Origin of the sequence: Halomonas nitroreducens (assembly GCF_003966155.1) — a bacterium.
In the GTDB taxonomy this organism is placed as follows: domain Bacteria; phylum Pseudomonadota; class Gammaproteobacteria; order Pseudomonadales; family Halomonadaceae; genus Halomonas; species Halomonas nitroreducens.
Map to the genome: position 1 here is coordinate 202,479 of NZ_RXNS01000001.1, position 15,870 is coordinate 218,348.

14 protein-coding genes are annotated in these 15,870 nt (G+C 67.7%); 10 read left to right on the forward strand and 4 right to left on the reverse strand.

All coding sequences use genetic code 11. From position 1 onward, the window contains the following. Positions 1-205: 205 nt before the first annotated feature. From modA to EKG36_RS00840, 4 genes are read left to right on the forward strand one after another with little or no spacing between them, the layout of a single operon-like run. A complete protein-coding gene (gene modA / locus EKG36_RS00825) occupies positions 206-1,018 on the forward strand; it encodes a molybdate ABC transporter substrate-binding protein (RefSeq protein WP_126480036.1) in 813 nt (270 codons plus the stop codon). Next, the gene (gene modB / locus EKG36_RS00830) at positions 1,018-1,689 is read left to right on the forward strand and encodes a molybdate ABC transporter permease subunit (protein WP_126480038.1); all 672 of its coding nucleotides are present in this window, start codon (positions 1,018-1,020) and stop codon (positions 1,687-1,689) included. The genes modA and modB overlap by 1 nt, the downstream gene beginning before the upstream one ends. Then, positions 1,679-2,836, forward strand: coding sequence for an ABC transporter ATP-binding protein (locus EKG36_RS00835; protein ID WP_126480040.1), 1,158 nt, complete (start codon positions 1,679-1,681; stop codon positions 2,834-2,836). Before modB ends, EKG36_RS00835 begins: the two co-directional genes overlap by 11 nt. Further along, entirely contained in the window at positions 2,829-3,368 is a 540-nt protein-coding gene (locus EKG36_RS00840; RefSeq protein WP_246007394.1) for a DUF192 domain-containing protein, read from the forward strand. The genes EKG36_RS00835 and EKG36_RS00840 overlap by 8 nt, the downstream gene beginning before the upstream one ends. A gap of 4 nt (positions 3,369-3,372) precedes the next feature. Here the strand turns inward: EKG36_RS00840 and EKG36_RS00845 are convergent, their stop codons facing one another. Then, on the reverse strand, positions 3,373-4,245 hold the full coding sequence (locus tag EKG36_RS00845) for a DMT family transporter (RefSeq protein WP_126480042.1): 873 nt from the start codon (positions 4,243-4,245) through the stop codon (positions 3,373-3,375). Positions 4,246-4,412: 167 nt separating this feature from the next. Here EKG36_RS00845 and EKG36_RS00850 point away from each other — a divergent pair, with 167 nt between their 5' ends. Continuing rightward, positions 4,413-5,501 carry a glycosyltransferase gene (locus EKG36_RS00850; protein WP_126480044.1) on the forward strand — a complete coding sequence of 363 codons (1,089 nt, stop codon included), beginning with the start codon at positions 4,413-4,415 and terminating at the stop codon, positions 5,499-5,501. Positions 5,502-5,582: 81 nt separating this feature from the next. On the opposite strand, the gene EKG36_RS00855 is transcribed toward EKG36_RS00850, so the two are convergent. From EKG36_RS00855 to EKG36_RS00865, 3 genes are all read right to left on the reverse strand, one after another. Then, a complete protein-coding gene (locus tag EKG36_RS00855; protein ID WP_126480046.1) occupies positions 5,583-6,347 on the reverse strand; it encodes an outer membrane protein OmpK in 765 nt (254 codons plus the stop codon). An 862-nt stretch (positions 6,348-7,209) separates the two neighbouring features. Next, a complete protein-coding gene (locus EKG36_RS00860) occupies positions 7,210-7,746 on the reverse strand; it encodes a macro domain-containing protein (RefSeq protein ID WP_126480048.1) in 537 nt (178 codons plus the stop codon). A gap of 36 nt (positions 7,747-7,782) precedes the next feature. Then, positions 7,783-8,607: a carbon-nitrogen hydrolase family protein gene (locus tag EKG36_RS00865; protein WP_126480050.1), complete on the reverse strand. Its 825-nt coding sequence runs from the start codon at positions 8,605-8,607 to the stop codon at positions 7,783-7,785. 324 nt (positions 8,608-8,931) lie between these two features. On the opposite strand from EKG36_RS00865, the gene EKG36_RS00870 reads away from it, so the two are divergent. From EKG36_RS00870 to EKG36_RS00890, 5 genes are all read left to right on the forward strand, one after another. Next, complete coding sequence (locus tag EKG36_RS00870) at positions 8,932-10,320, forward strand: KamA family radical SAM protein (protein WP_126480051.1); 1,389 nt, start codon at positions 8,932-8,934, stop codon at positions 10,318-10,320. 239 nt (positions 10,321-10,559) lie between these two features. Further along, complete coding sequence (locus tag EKG36_RS00875) at positions 10,560-11,534, forward strand: TAXI family TRAP transporter solute-binding subunit (protein WP_126480053.1); 975 nt, start codon at positions 10,560-10,562, stop codon at positions 11,532-11,534. Positions 11,535-11,668: 134 nt separating this feature from the next. Then, entirely contained in the window at positions 11,669-14,263 is a 2,595-nt protein-coding gene (locus tag EKG36_RS00880; protein WP_126480055.1) for a TRAP transporter permease, read from the forward strand. A gap of 14 nt (positions 14,264-14,277) precedes the next feature. Further along, positions 14,278-14,706, forward strand: a complete 429-nt coding sequence (locus EKG36_RS00885) for a universal stress protein (protein ID WP_126480057.1) — start codon at positions 14,278-14,280, stop codon at positions 14,704-14,706. A gap of 230 nt (positions 14,707-14,936) precedes the next feature. Next, positions 14,937-15,752: a DUF2189 domain-containing protein gene (locus tag EKG36_RS00890; protein ID WP_126480059.1), complete on the forward strand. Its 816-nt coding sequence runs from the start codon at positions 14,937-14,939 to the stop codon at positions 15,750-15,752. Positions 15,753-15,870: the final 118 nt, after the last annotated feature.

Consider the following 15,870-nt stretch of genomic DNA (forward strand, 5'->3'; position numbering starts at 1 on the left):
TTACCGTCCGCCGCGTCTGGATGACAATGCTGCCGAGTCGACCGGCCCGGCCGTCTGCTTGTCGTGTCTAGTTGCCTCGCCCGTCCCATGATCGGTCGTCGGGGGCGGGGAGGGCATCCGGCAAGGGGCAGTCCGTGTCGGCCGTCTTGACAAGGCTGACCATCCGGTCAACTTTGGCGGCATGTCATTCGAGAGGCTCGACACCATGAAGCATCCCCGACGCTGGGCGGCCCGCCTGGCCCTGCTCCTGCTGCCATGGATGGCCCCCCTGGTGCAGGCCATGGAGGTGCCCAGCGTGGCGGCGGCCTCGTCGCTGCAGTTCGTGTTCCCTGAACTTGTCGCGGCCTACCGCGAGGAGACCGGCAATGATGTGCGGGTCAACTTCGGTGCCTCGGGCAACCTGAGTCGCCAGATCCTGCAGCATGCTCCCTTCGAGCTGTTCCTCTCGGCGGACGAGGCAAACGTGCGCGTGCTCGAGGAGGCGGAGCTCATCGAGGGAGAGGGCCGTGTCTATGCCGTGGGACGCCTGGTCTGGCTGCAGGCCAGGGGGCGTGGCGTGCTGCCCTCGGCCGATGCACCATTGGCGGGGGTGCGGGAGGCGCTTGCCGCCTTCGAGGACGGCGAAGGGCGGCCGCGACTGGCCCTGGCCAATCCCGAGCACGCGCCCTATGGGGTGGCGGCCCGTCAGGCGCTGACCCATGCCGGGCTGTGGTCACCGACGACGAGGCTGCGAGTGCTGGGCGAGAATGTCTCCCAGGCGGCCCGCTTCGCCCTGGCCGATGAGGCCCGGGGCGGGCTGGTGGCCTATTCCCTGGCCCTGGCCCCGACAGTGGCCGAGCAGGCCGATCATGTGCTGATTCCCGCCGAGTGGCACGCTCCGCTGGTCCAGCGCATGGCCCTGATTGACGGAGCCGGGGAGGGGGCACGGGCCTTCTATGCCTGGCTGCAGGGAGAGCGGGCGAGGTCGATCCTCGAGCGTCGTGGCTTCCAGCCGCCCGTGCAGGATGATGCCTCCTGATGGATTGGCCGGCGCTGTGGGTGTCGCTGCGCCTGGCGGCGTTGACCAGCCTGCTGTTGATCCCCCTGGGCCTGTGGCTGGGGCGCACCCTGGCATTGGCCCGCTTTCGTGGGCGTTCCCTCTGCGAGGCCCTGGTGGCGTTGCCGCTGGTGATGCCGCCGACGGTGCTGGGCTTCTACCTGATGCAGAGCTTCGGCCAGCAGGCGCCCTTCGGGGCTGTCTGGGCTTCGCTCACCGGCACGACCCTCAACTTCACCTTCAGCGGCATCCTGCTCGCCTCCCTGGTGGCCAATCTGCCCTTCGCCGTGCAGCCCATCCAGCGAGCCTTCGAGGGGATTCCCGCCAACCTGCGCGAGGCCGCCTGGTGCTGCGGCCTGTCCTCCTGGCAGACCCTGTGGCGCATCGAACTGCCGCTGGTATGGCCCGGGCTGGTCTCGGCGCTGGCGCTGACCTTCGCCCATACCCTTGGGGAATTCGGGGTGATCCTGATGGTCGGGGGCGCCATCGACGGCGAGACCCGGACGCTTGCCATCGCCATCTACGACCGCGTCCAGGCCTTTGACGAGCAGGGCGCGGCGCTGATGTCGGCCATGTTGCTGCTGGTGTCCTTCGTGACCATCGGCGTGGTTTATGGGCTGAGCGGCCGCAGGAGGCGACGGCATGGACACTGAGACCGCGGGACCGCCATGCACGGTCGGCGATCTGACGGTGCGGGTCGCCCAGGCGGGGCCGATTCCGCTCGATGCCGCCTTCCGCTGTGCCCCCGGTGAGCTGCTCGCCCTGGTGGGCCCCTCGGGCAGTGGCAAGACGACGCTGCTGCGGGCCATCGCCGGTCTCTACCGGCCGGCCGAGGGCGATATCCGCTGTGCCGGCGAGACCTGGTTCGCCTCGGCCCGCCATTGCTGGATGCGACCGCAGCGACGCCGGGTGGGACTGGTGTTCCAGGACTATGCGCTCTTTCCCCATCTCGACGCCCGGGCCAACGTCATGGTGGCCCTCGGCCAGTTGCCCGCCGCCGAGCGCCGCCCGGTCGCCGAGGCCTGGTTGTCGCGGGTGCGCCTGGAGGGGCTGGGGGGGCGGCTGCCCGACGAGCTGTCCGGGGGCCAGCGCCAGCGTGTCGCCCTGGCCCGGGCGCTGGCCCGCCAGCCGCAGGTGCTGTTGCTCGACGAGCCCTTCTCCGCGGTGGACCAGGTTACCCGGCGTCGCCTGCAGCGGGAGCTGGCGCTGCTGCGCGAGGAGATCCGTATTCCCATCGTGCTGGTCACCCACGACCTCGACGAGGCCGCCGCCCTGGCCGACCGGCTCTGCGTGCTGCATGCCGGGCGCAGCCTGCAGCAGGCCCCCGCCGAGGCGCTGTTTCGGCGGCCGGCCTCCCCCGAGGTGGCGCGCCTGCTGGATCGCCACAATGTCTTCGACGGCACCGTGGTGGCGGACGCGGCGGGGCGGCGACGGTTGCAGTGGGGGCCCTGGCGGCTCGAGGTGGCCGAGGGGCTGGAGACGCTGCCCGTGGGGCGGCGCCTGACCTGGTACCTGCCGAATTCCGATGTCGTCCTGCATCGCCGCGGCCGGCCGTCCCGCGGGGAGCGGGAGAACCCGATCACCGGCCGAGTCAGCGAAATGGCGATCCTGGGGGGCATGGCGTCCGTGGCACTGGCCTTCGATCACTGCGACGATACCCTGCGTTTCGAGATCGCCACCCATGCTGCCCGCCGCAATGGCCTGGCCCGGGGCGAGACCGTGACCGTTTCGCTGCTGGCCACCGGTATCCACCTGATGCCGGAGGCCGCACTGCCCAGAGAGGAGCCTGCCCATGTCTGAGATGCCTGACCCGACCCGACGCCGCCTGCTCCAGGCGCTGCTGCTGTTGCCCACCGTGCCGCTCTGGGGGGCGCCGGTACTGGCCCAGGAGCCGCGCCTGCCCCGGGTGCCGGTGACCCTGCACGGCGAGGCGGGCCCGCGGCGCCTGCAGGCGGAGGTGGCGCGAAGCCTCGCCGAGCGCGGCCGGGGCCTGATGGAGCGCGAGCAGCTGCCACCCGACACCGGCATGCTGTTTCTCTACGAACGGACCCAGCCCTCGCGCAACGGCTTCTGGATGTATCGCACCCGCATCCCGCTGGATATCGCCTTCATCGACGAGAGCGGGCGGATCCTCGAGATCCACCGCATGGAGCCCTGCACGGCCGACGCGCCCCGGGACTGTCCGGTGACCCGGCCGGCCGCCGCCTATCGGGCCGCGCTGGAGGTCAATGCCGGCTACTTCGCGGAGAAGGGCGTCAGGCCGGGCGACTGTGTCAGCTGGCCCGGCGATGGCGGGGAGTGTCGCCGCGCCAGCATGGCGGCGGACGGCTGAGGGGTCAGGAGGACGCCTCGGCGGGTGTCTTCCGGCCCCCCAGGCGCAGCACGATCAGGGCGATCCCGGCCACCACCAGCCCGCCGCCGATCAGCTTGTGCGGTCCCAGCCCATCCCCGAGCAGCACGACCCCGAGCCCCACGGCCAGCACCGGCACCAGCAGCACCATGGGCACCACTCGGTTGACCGGGTGGCGGCGAAGCAGGCCGTACCAGACGCCGTAGGCGAGGATCGATGACATCACTGCCGTGTAGAAGACCGCGCCCCAGGCGGCCCAGCCGGCATCGGACAGGGCCTCGATCTGACCCTGCTCGAACCACCAGGAGCCCAGCGCTACCTGAGGCGTGGCGAACAGCGCCACCCAGCCCGCCAGTGCCATGGGCGGGACATTGGGGCCCTGCTTGATCAACAGCTGGGAGATGGCCCAGCCCAGGGCGCTGACCAGCAGCAGCGCGGTGGGCAGGGGGGCCGGCAGCGTCGGGCCGCCGGCCAGCACGACGATGCCGGCGAAGGACAGGATCAGGCCGGCCAGCCGACGCGGGCCCAGGCGTTCCTTGAGGAACAGCACTGCCAGCAGGGTGGCGAAGGGCGTGCCCATCTGCACCAGCAGGGCCCCGGTGCCGGCCTCGGCCTGCTCCAGGCCGATGAACAGCATGGCGAAGTGCAGGGTGCCGAAGGTCAGCGACAGCAGCGCCAGGAAGGGTAGCTGGTGGCGGGCCACGGGGTGGAAGGGCACCAGCAGCGCGGCCACCAGCAAAAAGCGCAGGGTGGTCAACAGCAGCGGCGGCAGTTCCGCCACGCCGAGCTTGATGACGATGATGTTCAGCGCCCAGATGGCAACGACGCCAAGGCCCAGGGCCAGATCCCGTAATGGCACGATTCTTCCTTGATTGATGGCGGCAGGAAGGCGCCAGCATAGCAAAAGATGGTCGCCGCTTGCCGTGGGGGTTCGCGTGGCGGGCGCCGCGGGCAGCTCATCGTCGGGCCGGCTCTCGTGGTGGGTTACCATGGTGGCCTGTGGCACGAACAAAGGAGTGGTGTGGCATGCAAAGAGTCCTCTTCGTGATCGATCAGCTGGCCAGTGGCGGCGCGCCCCGCTCGGTGCTCAAGCTGACCCGGGCCATGCTGGCCCAGGGCGTGTCGGTCACCCTGATCGCCCTGTCCGAACGCCTGGGCCTGGAGGTGCCCGAGGGCGCCGAGGTCAGGGTGGTGCCCTTCACGCCGCGCGGGCGGCGCGAGAAGCTGCACCGCTACCGACTGCATGCACGCCGGCTGGATGCCTTCCTCGCCGAGTACGAGGCGTCCTTCGACCTGGTGGTGGCCAATCTGCACCAGGCGCACCAGGTCGTCAGCCGCTCCTGCCTGGCTGATCGGGCCTGGCTGTGCATTCGCTCCGATCCGCGCCAGGAACTGCTCTCCAACAAGCAGGGCTGGCGGCGGCGGATCAAGCGACGCAAGGTGTGCCGGCTGTACGGGGACAAGCGCCTGATCGTGCTCTCGGAGACCAACCGGCATTCCCTGGCCTCGATCGGCTGCCGCCCGCGGGAGGTCCAGGTGATTCCCAACGTCATGGAACTGGAGCGCCTGCAGGCGCTGATGCATGAGCCCATCGCCGAGCCGGAATGGGCCGAGCGGGACTTCTGCCTCTACGTGGGCCGGCTGGCCATGACCCAGAAACGCCTCGACCGACTGCTCAGAGGCTACCAGGCCAGCGGGACCGACCTGCCGCTGGTGCTCATCGGCGATGGCGACCGGGCGAGTGTCGAAGGCGAGATCCGCGCCCTGGGGCTCGAGGACCGGGTCACCCTGCTGGGTGCGCGTGACAACCCCTACCCTTACATGCGCCGGGCGCGCCTGCTGATGTTGTCCTCCGACTACGAGGGCCTGCCCAACGTGCTCCTGGAGGCCCTGGCCTGCGGGACCCCCGTGGTCAGCACCGACTGTCTCTCGGGACCGTCCGACATCCTCAAGGGCGAGCTCAGGCGCGGGCTGGTGCCCCTCGACGACGTCGAGGCCTTCGGTGCCGCGGTGGGCGACCTGCTGGCGGATCCCCCGGCCATCCCGGCGACGATCGTCGAGCGCTATTCTCCCGCGAGCATCGTGGCGCGCTACCGCGCCCTGGGCGGTGCCTGACGCCGGGGGCGTGGGGCCGGGCCGGCGTCGTGGCAGAGAGAGGACCGACGGGGGCGGCCGCGGCCGCCCCGGGCGAATCGCTCAGAAGGTCCAGCGCACCATGGCCTGCGGGAACGACTCGTCGGTGTCCTCGAGGCCGAACTTGTTTTCCCAGTGCTGGTACTCCAGCCCGACGCCGAGGTTGTCGGTGGCGTGCCAGACCAGCTGGGGCTGGGTCAGCAGCTGGGCCTCCAGTTCGCCCTCCTCGGTGATGTAGTCGATGAAGCCCTCGAAGGAGAAGTCAGCCCCGCCTAGCCGGAAGGGCAGGTTCCAGGCCGCGGTGTACTGCGCCGAACTGCCGCCGGCGGCCTCACTCTCGTCGTCGCGATACATCGCGTAGACCTTGAAGAAGCGGAAGCCGGGCACCGCCAGGTCGGCGGAGAGGCCGGCCAGGTGCGTGGTCTTGCGGGTCGCCGCGTTGCGGTCCAGGTCCAGCTGGCCGGTCACGTAGAGGCCGGTCACCGGGCCGAAGGCCAGGTCGAGGCCGGTGGCCTTGCCGATGTTGCCGCGCAGGTTCCACTCGGCATGGGTGCTGCCGAAGTCCTGCTCGTCCTCGCGGCCCTGGTCCAGGTTGGTGAAGTCGGCGAAGAAGAAGCTGTCGCCATAGGTCCAGCCCGTGGCATTGGCGACGGTGAGGATGGCGTGCTCCTCGTTGTCGATGGGGAAACCGGCGCCGGCCTCGTCCTCGTAGTCCCAGCCATAGAGTGCCTCGACCTTGGTGGTGCTGTAGAGGGCGGCACTGGCGCCCTGGGCGAGCAGCAGCGATGCGGTGGCGGTGGCGAGGACGAGCTTGGTCTTGGTGCGCATCTTGTTCTCCGGTGTTGTTGTCGTTGGAGGCGGCCGATGCCCTGAGGCTCGCCCGGTCGCGGCGCCGGGCGCGTGAGCACCAGTTTTGTACACAAAGGGTGGTATTAAATGTTCCCATAAGCATCGGTCGTACACATTTATAGATCCTGGTGTGCACGGTTTCAATCATTATCTGTATACGTTATGCGCGGCATGATGAGGCCACCCGGGGCTGGGCAGCGGTTTCCGGATGGCGGACAGCACCTGGCATGCTGACTCGAGAGGGCGAATGCCTGCTTATCGAGCGCCGCGTTCACACGCTCATCCAGGACAGGGGCGGGGTGTCCCTGGCGTGGGACTCGTTCCCCGAGTCGCGGCGTCCTGCGGTCCGCGAGGCAAGGGCCCGGGAGATCGGTCAGACCCGACCCGAGTGGAGAAGGCCAACTGCCTGGCGGGGACCCGCAGCGCGGGGTGAGCGTCACCCTGCTGGACGAGCCCGGTGCCGGGCCTTCGTCACCGAGAACGTCCATGACGCCCGGGAGTCGCGTCTCCGGCCTCTCCGCACGGAGCATTCCGGGCGGGGGGATCGGGCGGTCCCCGCGCTGCTCCTTTTCCGGAGCCCGTGTGGCCCGGTCGTACTGGCGCTGGTCGCAAGGTACGGGGTCAAGCGGACCTGGCAGGAAGGCCAGCGGGAGACGCTGTTGCCGGTCATGTGGCCACTGGAGAGGTGCTACCTGGTCTGGCTAGCGCTGCCCTGGCCCTGCTGGTGGCCTTCCCGACCATGGTCCCGTGGCGGGGCTGGCGCAGCAGAGGGGACTGCGCCTCCTGGGCAGGCGCAGCCCTCGCACCACGTCGAGCGCCGCGACGAGGCGGCGGCTCGGGGCTAGCCGCTGCCGCCCTCCAGACTGGCCAGGGTGCGACGGTGCAGCTCGGCGCTTTCGGCATCGAACAGCACGAAGCGTACCCGGCGTACCGTCGGGCAATGGGGAAGGGTGTCCATCACCGTGGCCAGCGCAATGCGGGCGGCCTCGGCCGCCGGGTAGCCGAAGGCGCCGGTGGAGAGGGCCGGAAAGGCGAGGCTCTCGATGCCGTGGCGCTCGGCCAGCTGCAGGGCATGGCGGTAGCAGGCGGCGAGTAGCTCATCGGATGGCTCGTCGACGCCGTACACCGGGCCAAGGCAGTGGATCACATAGCGGTTGGGCAGGCCAAAGGCCTCGGTGACCACGGCCTGCCCGGGGTGGAGGGGCGCCAGAGGACGACCCGCCTCGGCGAGTTCGGGGCCGGCGGCCCGATGCAGGGCCCCGGCCACGCCGCCGCCGGAGCGGAGCTGGGCGTTGGCCGCGTTGACCACGGCGACCATGTCATCCTGGCGGGCGATGTCGCCCTGGCAGCACTCGATGCGCGACGAGGACGCTTTCATCTCGATCTCCTCGAGGGTTCGCGGATGGGCACCCTGTCAGTCTGGTGCCCAGAGCGGCAGGGAGGCAAGGTCGTCCCGGAGGTCCTGGGCCAGCGGCAGGCGCGAGCGGGCATCCTCCAGGGCCGTGCGGTCCAGGGTGAACCAGTGCAGCGCTTCCTCGGAGCCGAAGGGCCTCGCCGGGTGATCCTCGTCGACCAGAGGAGGGCACAGCAGCGAGTGTCCCCAAGCCTTGCCGGCCCGGTTCAGGCTCAGCCAGTAGCACTGGTTCTCCATGGCCCGGGCGATGACGAAGGCGTGCCAGCTGACAAAGGAGAAGTCCCGGGTGAAGGCCACCGGATGCAGCATCAGCTCGACCCCGAGGTCGGCCATCCGTCGGGCGAGCTCGGGGAAGCGCAGGTCGTAGCAGATCATCACGCCCAGGCGCCAGCCGGCGATCTCGGTGACCAGCAGCCGCTGCCCCGGCGTGAAGTGGGCGGCCTCCGCCGAGGCGCCGAATTGAGCGCAGTGCAGCTTGTCGTAGACCCCGGCGAGTTCCCCGTCGGGACCCAGCAGCAGCTGGCTGATGTGGTGACGCCCGCCGTCGCGGCGCGCCACGCCGAAGGCGACATGACATCCAAGCTCGCGGGCCAGCTCGGCGAAGGTCGCGGTCACCGGGCCATGACCGTCGTCATCGAGATCGCGCAGGCAGGCGAAGGCGCCGTTGCCATACTCCTGGGCGGCGAGTTCCGGCAGCACGATCAGGTCCGGAATCCGCTCCCGACAGGCCTCCCGCAGCCGGTGACACAGAGCGCGGAGGTGGGTGAGCTGATCGCCGCGGCAGCGGGTGCGCGGGATGGCGATCTGGCAAGCGAGCAGGTTCATGGCGGCTCCTCCCCGGCGACGCGGGCCCGACAGGGTGTCCTCCCAGCTTATCGCGGTTTGCACCGTTGCGGGCCCTCGCCCTTCGGCTGCTGGTCACAAGCGCGTCGCGCCCGTCGCACCTGCGGCGCGTCGTCCTTGAACGATCAGTTGCGAAAAGCTGGTGTTTTCGCGACATTCGTTGCAAATGTGCGCAAATGCTTGCAACTCTGCTTCTTGCGCTGTACCAATACCAGCCCCCTTGCCAAGGCCACGGCACGCCCGCGTGACAGCTGTCCGAGCGGACGCGTCCCGCCCCGGCCGTGACATAACAACGGAGGAGATGGCATGAATCAGCGTGTGAACCTGGAGCTCGACGATCCCCAGGCCGAAGCCTTCGAGGCCCGTCAGTTCAAGGTCTATACCCATCGCCAGCTCGACAAGATCCAGGCGCTCAAGCAACTGCCGGAGGCGCTGCGTTTCGACATGCGGGTGGTCAGCCAGGTGCTGCCTTTCCGGGTCAACGAGTACGTCATCGATGAGCTCATCGACTGGAGTGCGGTGCCCGATGATCCCGTCTTCCAGCTCACTTTCCCTCAGCGCGGCATGCTGCGGCCCGAGCACTTCGACGAGGTCGCCGAGCTGATGCATCGGCAGGCCAGTGCTGCCGAGATGAAGCCGGTGATCGAGCGCATCCGCGAGGAGCTCAATCCGCACCCGGCGGGGCAGATGGACCTGAACCTGCCGCTGCTGGACGGTGAGGCACTGCCCGGCATGCAGCACAAGTACCGCGAGACGGTGCTGTTCTTTCCCAGCCAGGGACAGGTCTGCCACAGCTACTGCACTTTCTGTTTCCGCTGGGCGCAGTTCGTCGGCGACAAGGAGCTGAAGTTCGCCTCCAGCGAGGCGGACTCGCTGCACCGCTATCTCGCCGAGCACATCGAGGTCACCGACCTGCTGATGACCGGCGGCGACCCCATGGTGATGAAGGCCAAGCACCTGCGCCAGTACCTGGAGGGGCTGATGGCGCCGGAGCTGGACCACGTCCAGGACATCCGCATCGGCACCAAGAGCCTGACCTTCTGGCCCTACCGCTTCGTCACCGACCCGGACGCCGAGGATATTCTCGAGTTGTTCCGTGAGCTGACGGCGGCCGGCAAGCACGTGGCCTTCATGGCGCACTTCAACCACTGGAAGGAGATGGATACCCCCATCTGCCGCGAGGCGATCCGTCGCATTCGTGCCACCGGCGCCGAGATCCGCACCCAGGCGCCGCTCCTGAAGCACATCAACGACGATGCCGAGCAGTGGGCACGCATGTGGACCACCCAGGTGCGCCTGGGGATGATCCCCTACTACCTGTTCGTGGAGCGCGACACCGGCGCCCGCCACTATTTCGAGGTGCCCCTGGTGCGCGCCTGGGAGATCTACCGCCAGGCGATGAAGCAGGTGCCGGGCCTGGCGCGGACGGCTCGTGGCCCGTCGATGTCTGCCGATCCCGGCAAGGTGGAGATCCAGGGTGTCACCGAGTTCAAGGGCGAGAAGGTCTTCGTGCTGCGCTTTATCCAGGGCCGCGACAGCGACTGGGTGCAGCGGCCGTTCTTCGCCAGGTACGACGAGACGGCGACCTGGCTCAATCATCTCGAGCCGGCGCTGGGCGAGGACGCGTTCTTCTTTGAGGCCGAGTTCGCCGCCATGAAGGATGCCAAGCAGGCGCTGATCACCAAGGCCTCCTGACGCTTTCGCGACGATCGACACTCCCGGGCCCGGCTGATATGCCGGGCCCGTGCCGTTCGGGCGGTGGGAAAATTAACGAGCCCTAAACGTTGACGGCAACTAGACTGACACGGAAAGAAAAATTCCTCATCATACAGGCGTTCCTTCGCTAAAGTAGAAGAGTAAGGTTCGGCCCTGGGCGGTTGCTGACGAGGGACCGTCGACCGAACGCTATGCCCATCATGACAAGAGGTGTGTCAATGAAACGCCATGCTTTCTCCGCCGCCGCCTTCTCTGGAGCGCTGCTCGGCGCCGCAATGTTCTCCTCGCCGGTAATGGCCCAGGAAGAGTTCATTACCATCGGTACCGGGGGACAGACCGGGGTCTACTATGTGGTCGGCCAGTCGGTCTGTCGCCTGGTCAACCGCCTCGAGGATGCCAACATCAAGTGCAATGCCCCGTCCACCGGCGGCTCCGTGGCCAATATCAATGGCATCAAGTCCGGCGAGCTGGACATGGGTGTGGTGCAGTCCGATGTGCAGTACCAGGCCTACAACGGCACCGGCAACTTCGAGGACGAACCCTACGAAGAGCTGCGCGCCGTCTTCCGCGTGCACGGCGAGCCGTTGACCCTGCTGGCCCGTGCCGATGCCGGCATCGAGACCCTCGACGACCTGGAAGGCAAGCGCGTCAATATCGGCAATCCCGGCTCCGGCCAGCGCAATACCATGGAAGTGGTCATGGAAGCCAAGGGCTGGACCGAGGACACCTTCTCGCTGGCCTCCCAGCTGGATGCCGCCGAGCAGGCCGCGGCACTCGCCGACAACAACGTCGATGCCATGGTCTACGTGGTGGGCCATCCCAACGGTTCCATCCAGGAAGCCACCACCACCGTCGACGCGCGGCTGATCCCGCTGAACGGCGAGGCCATCGACGGTATCGTCGAGGAACATCCCTACTACTCCAAGTCGGTCATCCCCGGCGGTCTCTACAAGGGCAATCCGGATGACGTCGACACCTTCGGTGTGGCCGCGACCTTCGTCTCCGATGCGGATACCAGCGAGGAGGTGGTCTACCAGACCGTCAAGGCGATCTTCGACAACTTCGATCGCTTCAAGCGCCTGCATCCGGCCTTCGAGAACCTCGACCCGCAGGAAATGGTGACCTCCGGGCTGTCTGCTCCGCTTCACGAGGGGGCCGCGCGCTACTATCGCGAACAGGGCTGGATCGAGTGATCGTCGACGCCTGACATCACCGCATATTCGCTGAATGATGCGCGGCCCTCGCCGAGGGCCGCGCATTGCGTTTGCGGCACCGGATAGTATCTTCGCGCTCGCTTCGTATCACCCATGTACAGCAGGGCTCGCTTATGACTGACGATAAACAGAGGGCGCCGGGCGCCGAGGTCGACCTGGAGGACATGGTCGCCTCAAGCGACTCCGGGGCCCGCAAGCCGGCCGGAACGCCGGGCAAGCTGCTGGTCAGCATCGCCGCGGTGTGGTCGCTCTTCCAGTTGTGGATCGCCTCCCCGATCCCCTTCATACTGGGCTTCGGTGTCTTCAACGCCACCGAGGCGCGCTCCATCCACCTGGCCTTTGCGCTGTTCCTGGCCTACATGGCCTATCCGGCGCTGCAGCGCTCTCCCCGTGACCGCATTCCCCTCCAGGATTGGGTGCTGGCGATTGCGGCGGCCTTCTGCGGCGCCTACATGTTCATGTTCTACGAGCAGCTCGCCCAGCGTCCCGGTGCCCCGATCACCCAGGACGTGATCGTCGGCGTGATCGGCATCCTGCTGCTGCTCGAGGCCACGCGACGTGCCCTGGGGCCACCGTTGATGATCGTGGCGACGGTCTTTCTGGTCTACAGCCTGGCGGGCCCCTGGATGCCCGGCATCCTGGCCCACGGCGGCGTCAGTCTCTACGGGCTGGTCAACCACCAGTGGCTGACCACCCAGGGGGTGTTCGGCATCGCGCTGGGCGTATCGACCAGCTTCGTCTTCCTGTTCGTGCTGTTCGGTGCCCTGCTCGACAAGGCCGGTGCCGGCAACTACTTCATCAAGGTCGCCTTCTCGCTGCTCGGCCACTATCGCGGCGGACCGGCCAAGGCGGCCGTGGTGGCCTCCGGCATGACCGGCCTGATCTCCGGCTCCTCCATCGCCAACGTCGTCACCACCGGGACCTTCACCGTGCCGATGATGAAGCGGGTCGGCTTTCCCGCCGAAAAGGCCGGGGCCGTGGAGGTGGCGTCCTCGGTCAACGGCCAGATCATGCCGCCGGTGATGGGGGCCGCGGCCTTCCTGATGGTCGAGTATGTGGGCATCTCCTACGTGGCGGTCATCAAGCACGCCTTCCTGCCGGCCCTGATCTCCTATATCGCCCTGGTCTACATCGTCCATCTCGAGGCACTCAAGGCGAACATGCAGGGCCTGGAGAGCAGCAACCCACCCAAGCCCCTGGTGCGCAAGGTGATCGGCTTCCTCGCCGGCCTGCTGCTGATGATGATCACGGCCCTGGTGGTCTACTACGGGCTGGGCTGGCTCAAGCCGCTGCTGGGCGATGCCACGCCCTGGGTGGTGGCGGTGGCCCTGGCGGCGGTCTATGTGGGACTGCTCAAGGTGGCCGCCGGCTATCCGGAGCTCGAGCTCGACGACCCCAACGAGCCGGTCTACAAGCTGCCCCAGACCCGGCCCACGGTGATGGTCGGCCTGCAGTACATCCTGCCTGTCATCGTGCTTATCTGGTGCTTGATGGTGGAGCGCCTCTCGCCGGGGCTGTCGGCCTTCTGGGCCACCGTCTTCATGATCTTCATCATGATCACCCAGCGTCCGATCACCGCGATCTTCCGTCATCGCAGCAGCCTCGGCGAGGACATTCGCGAGGGCTTCTTCGATCTCTGGGAGGGCCTGGTCACCGGTGCCCGCAACATGATCGGCATCGGCATCGCCACGGCCACCGCGGGGATCATCGTGGGAGCGGTCTCCCAGACCGGCGTCGGTCTGGTGCTCGCCGATGTGGTCGAGATCCTCTCCATGGGCAATCTGATGCTGATCCTGCTGCTCACCGCGGTGCTCAGCCTGATCCTCGGCATGGGCCTGCCCACGACGGCCAACTACATCGTGGTGTCCGCGCTGCTGGCGCCGGTGATCGTCCAGCTCGGCGAGCAGAACGGCCTGCTGGTGCCGCTGATCGCGGTCCACCTGTTCGTCTTCTACTTCGGCATCATGGCCGACGTGACGCCGCCGGTCGGCCTGGCATCCTTCGCCGCCGCCGCGGTCTCCGGCGGCGATCCCATCCGCACCGGCTTCCAGGCGTTCTACTACAGCCTGCGCACCGCGGCGCTGCCCTTCCTGTTCATCTTCAATACCGACCTGCTGTTGATCGACGTGTCCTTCCTGCAGGGGATCCTGATCTTCGTGGTGGCCACGGTGGCGATGCTGATCTTCGCCGCCGCCACCCAGGGCTTCATGATCACCCGCAGTCGCTGGTACGAGTCGATCCTGCTGCTGCTGGTGGCCTTCACCCTGTTCCGCCCCGGGTTCTGGATGGACATGATCCACGATCCCTACCAGGAGATCCCGCCGGCGCAGTTCGTCGAGGCGCTGGGCCAGGCCGATACCGACACCACCCTGCGGGTGCAGATCAGCGGGCTGGATGCCTACGGGGATCCCATGACCACCTACATGACCCTGCCGGTGCCGGACGGGGCGGATGGCCAGGAACGCCTGGAGAACCTGGGCCTCGAGCTGCTCATCGAGGACGACCGTGCCGTGGTCGACATGGTCGCCTTCGGCAGCCAGGCGGCGGACATGGGCTTCGACTTCGACCAGGAGATCATCCAGGTCCAGGCACCGGTGGATCGCTGGACCAAGGAGCTGATGTGGATTCCCGCCTTCCTGGTGTTCGGCCTGGTGGTGCTGCTCCAGCGCCGGCGTCGGGAGCGCAGCGCTGAGCCGGTTTCGGCCTGAAGGAGGTAACGCTCATGTACAGCAAGATAATGCTACCGGTGGATCTCAACGAGGAGGCCTCCTGGCGCAAGGCCCTGCCCACGGCGCTGACGCTGTGTCGCAGTTTCGGCGCCTCGCTGCATGTGGTGACGGTGCTGCCCGACTATCACATGCCGCTGGTGGGGGCCTACTTTCCCGAAGATTTCGCCACCAAGGCCCATGAGGCGGTGACGAAGGCCCAACACGAGTTCATTCAGACGAACGTGCCGGAGGACATCACCGCCCAGAGCGTGATCGTCGACGGCTCGCCCTGGGAAGCGATCATCAAGGCGGCCAAGAAGCTCGAGGTCGACCTGATCGTCATGGCATCCCACAACAAGCGCAAGTTCGCCGACTACGTGCTGGGCCCCAATGCCGAGCACGTGGTACATCACAGCAAGGTATCGGTGATGATCGTGCGCTGAGCGACCCGCGGCCACGGCCGACGCGAACGCCCCCGCCCCGTCGGGGGCGTTCGCGTTTCGGCCGGCGCAGCGTTGAGGGGAGGGTGATGTCGGTATCGGCGGGATGACAGAGGGTCGTCTACATTAATCAGGTGTTAAGGGACGAAGCGCGTATTGGGCCATACGGCCCGTGCGGCCTCTGACTGTCCCGGCAGTACCGGGATTCCATCGGCGGCAAGAGGGGTGACTCCATGAGCGCAGCAGCCACGAAAGGCCATGACAAAACGCCAGCCAAAGTCAAGATCACCATCCGCCCCGTCGGCATGGACAAGCCACGTGCCTGGCTGGCGGCCGGCTTCGAGGACTTCCGCCGCGCCACGGCGGTGAGCCTGGCCTACGGCATGTTCTGGGTCGGGCTGAGCATCGCCATCACGGCCGGGGCCTTCACCCTGGGGCTGTGGCACTGGCTGCTGCCGCTGATCGCCGGCTTCATGTTCATCGGCCCCCTGGTGGCGGTCGGCTCCTATGGCATCAGCCAGGCCCTGGAGGCCGGGCGCAACCCCACCCTGGGCGATGCCTTCGGCGGCTGGAAGGGCCATGCCGGCCAGCTGGCCATGATGGGCGTGATGCTGGTGCTGATCCTGCTGGCCTGGTTCAACATGGCGATGCTGTTATTCGCCCTTTTCTTCGGGCTCGGCGCGCCCGATCCGACAACCATCTACCTGTCTCTGCTGACCACCCCCCAGGGGCTGGGCATGCTGCTGGTCGGCACGGCCATCGGCGCGGTGCTGGCCTTCGGCGCCTTCACCATCAGCGTGGTGGCGATTCCGACCCTGATGGATCAGGACCTGACCTTCATGGAGGGCATCGAGGCCAGTGTCCGGTCGGTGGCCAGGAACTTCCGTCCGATGCTGCTGTGGGCCGTCATCCTGACGGGCTGCGTGATCGTCGGGGTGGCCACCTTCTACATCGGCCTGGCGCTGATCCTGCCGGTGCTCGGCCATGCCAGCTGGCATGCCTACGAGGACCTGGTGCGCATCGAGCAGGTCGAGGAGCTGTCCAGCTGAGCCGAGCAATGCCGGTATCGAGGTTGCGGGGGCGCGCTGCGTCCCCGTTTGCTTTTCGGGCCGGGGCGACCTGACCTCGTGTCACGAATCGCGTACCCTTAGTCGCCGACACGACTGG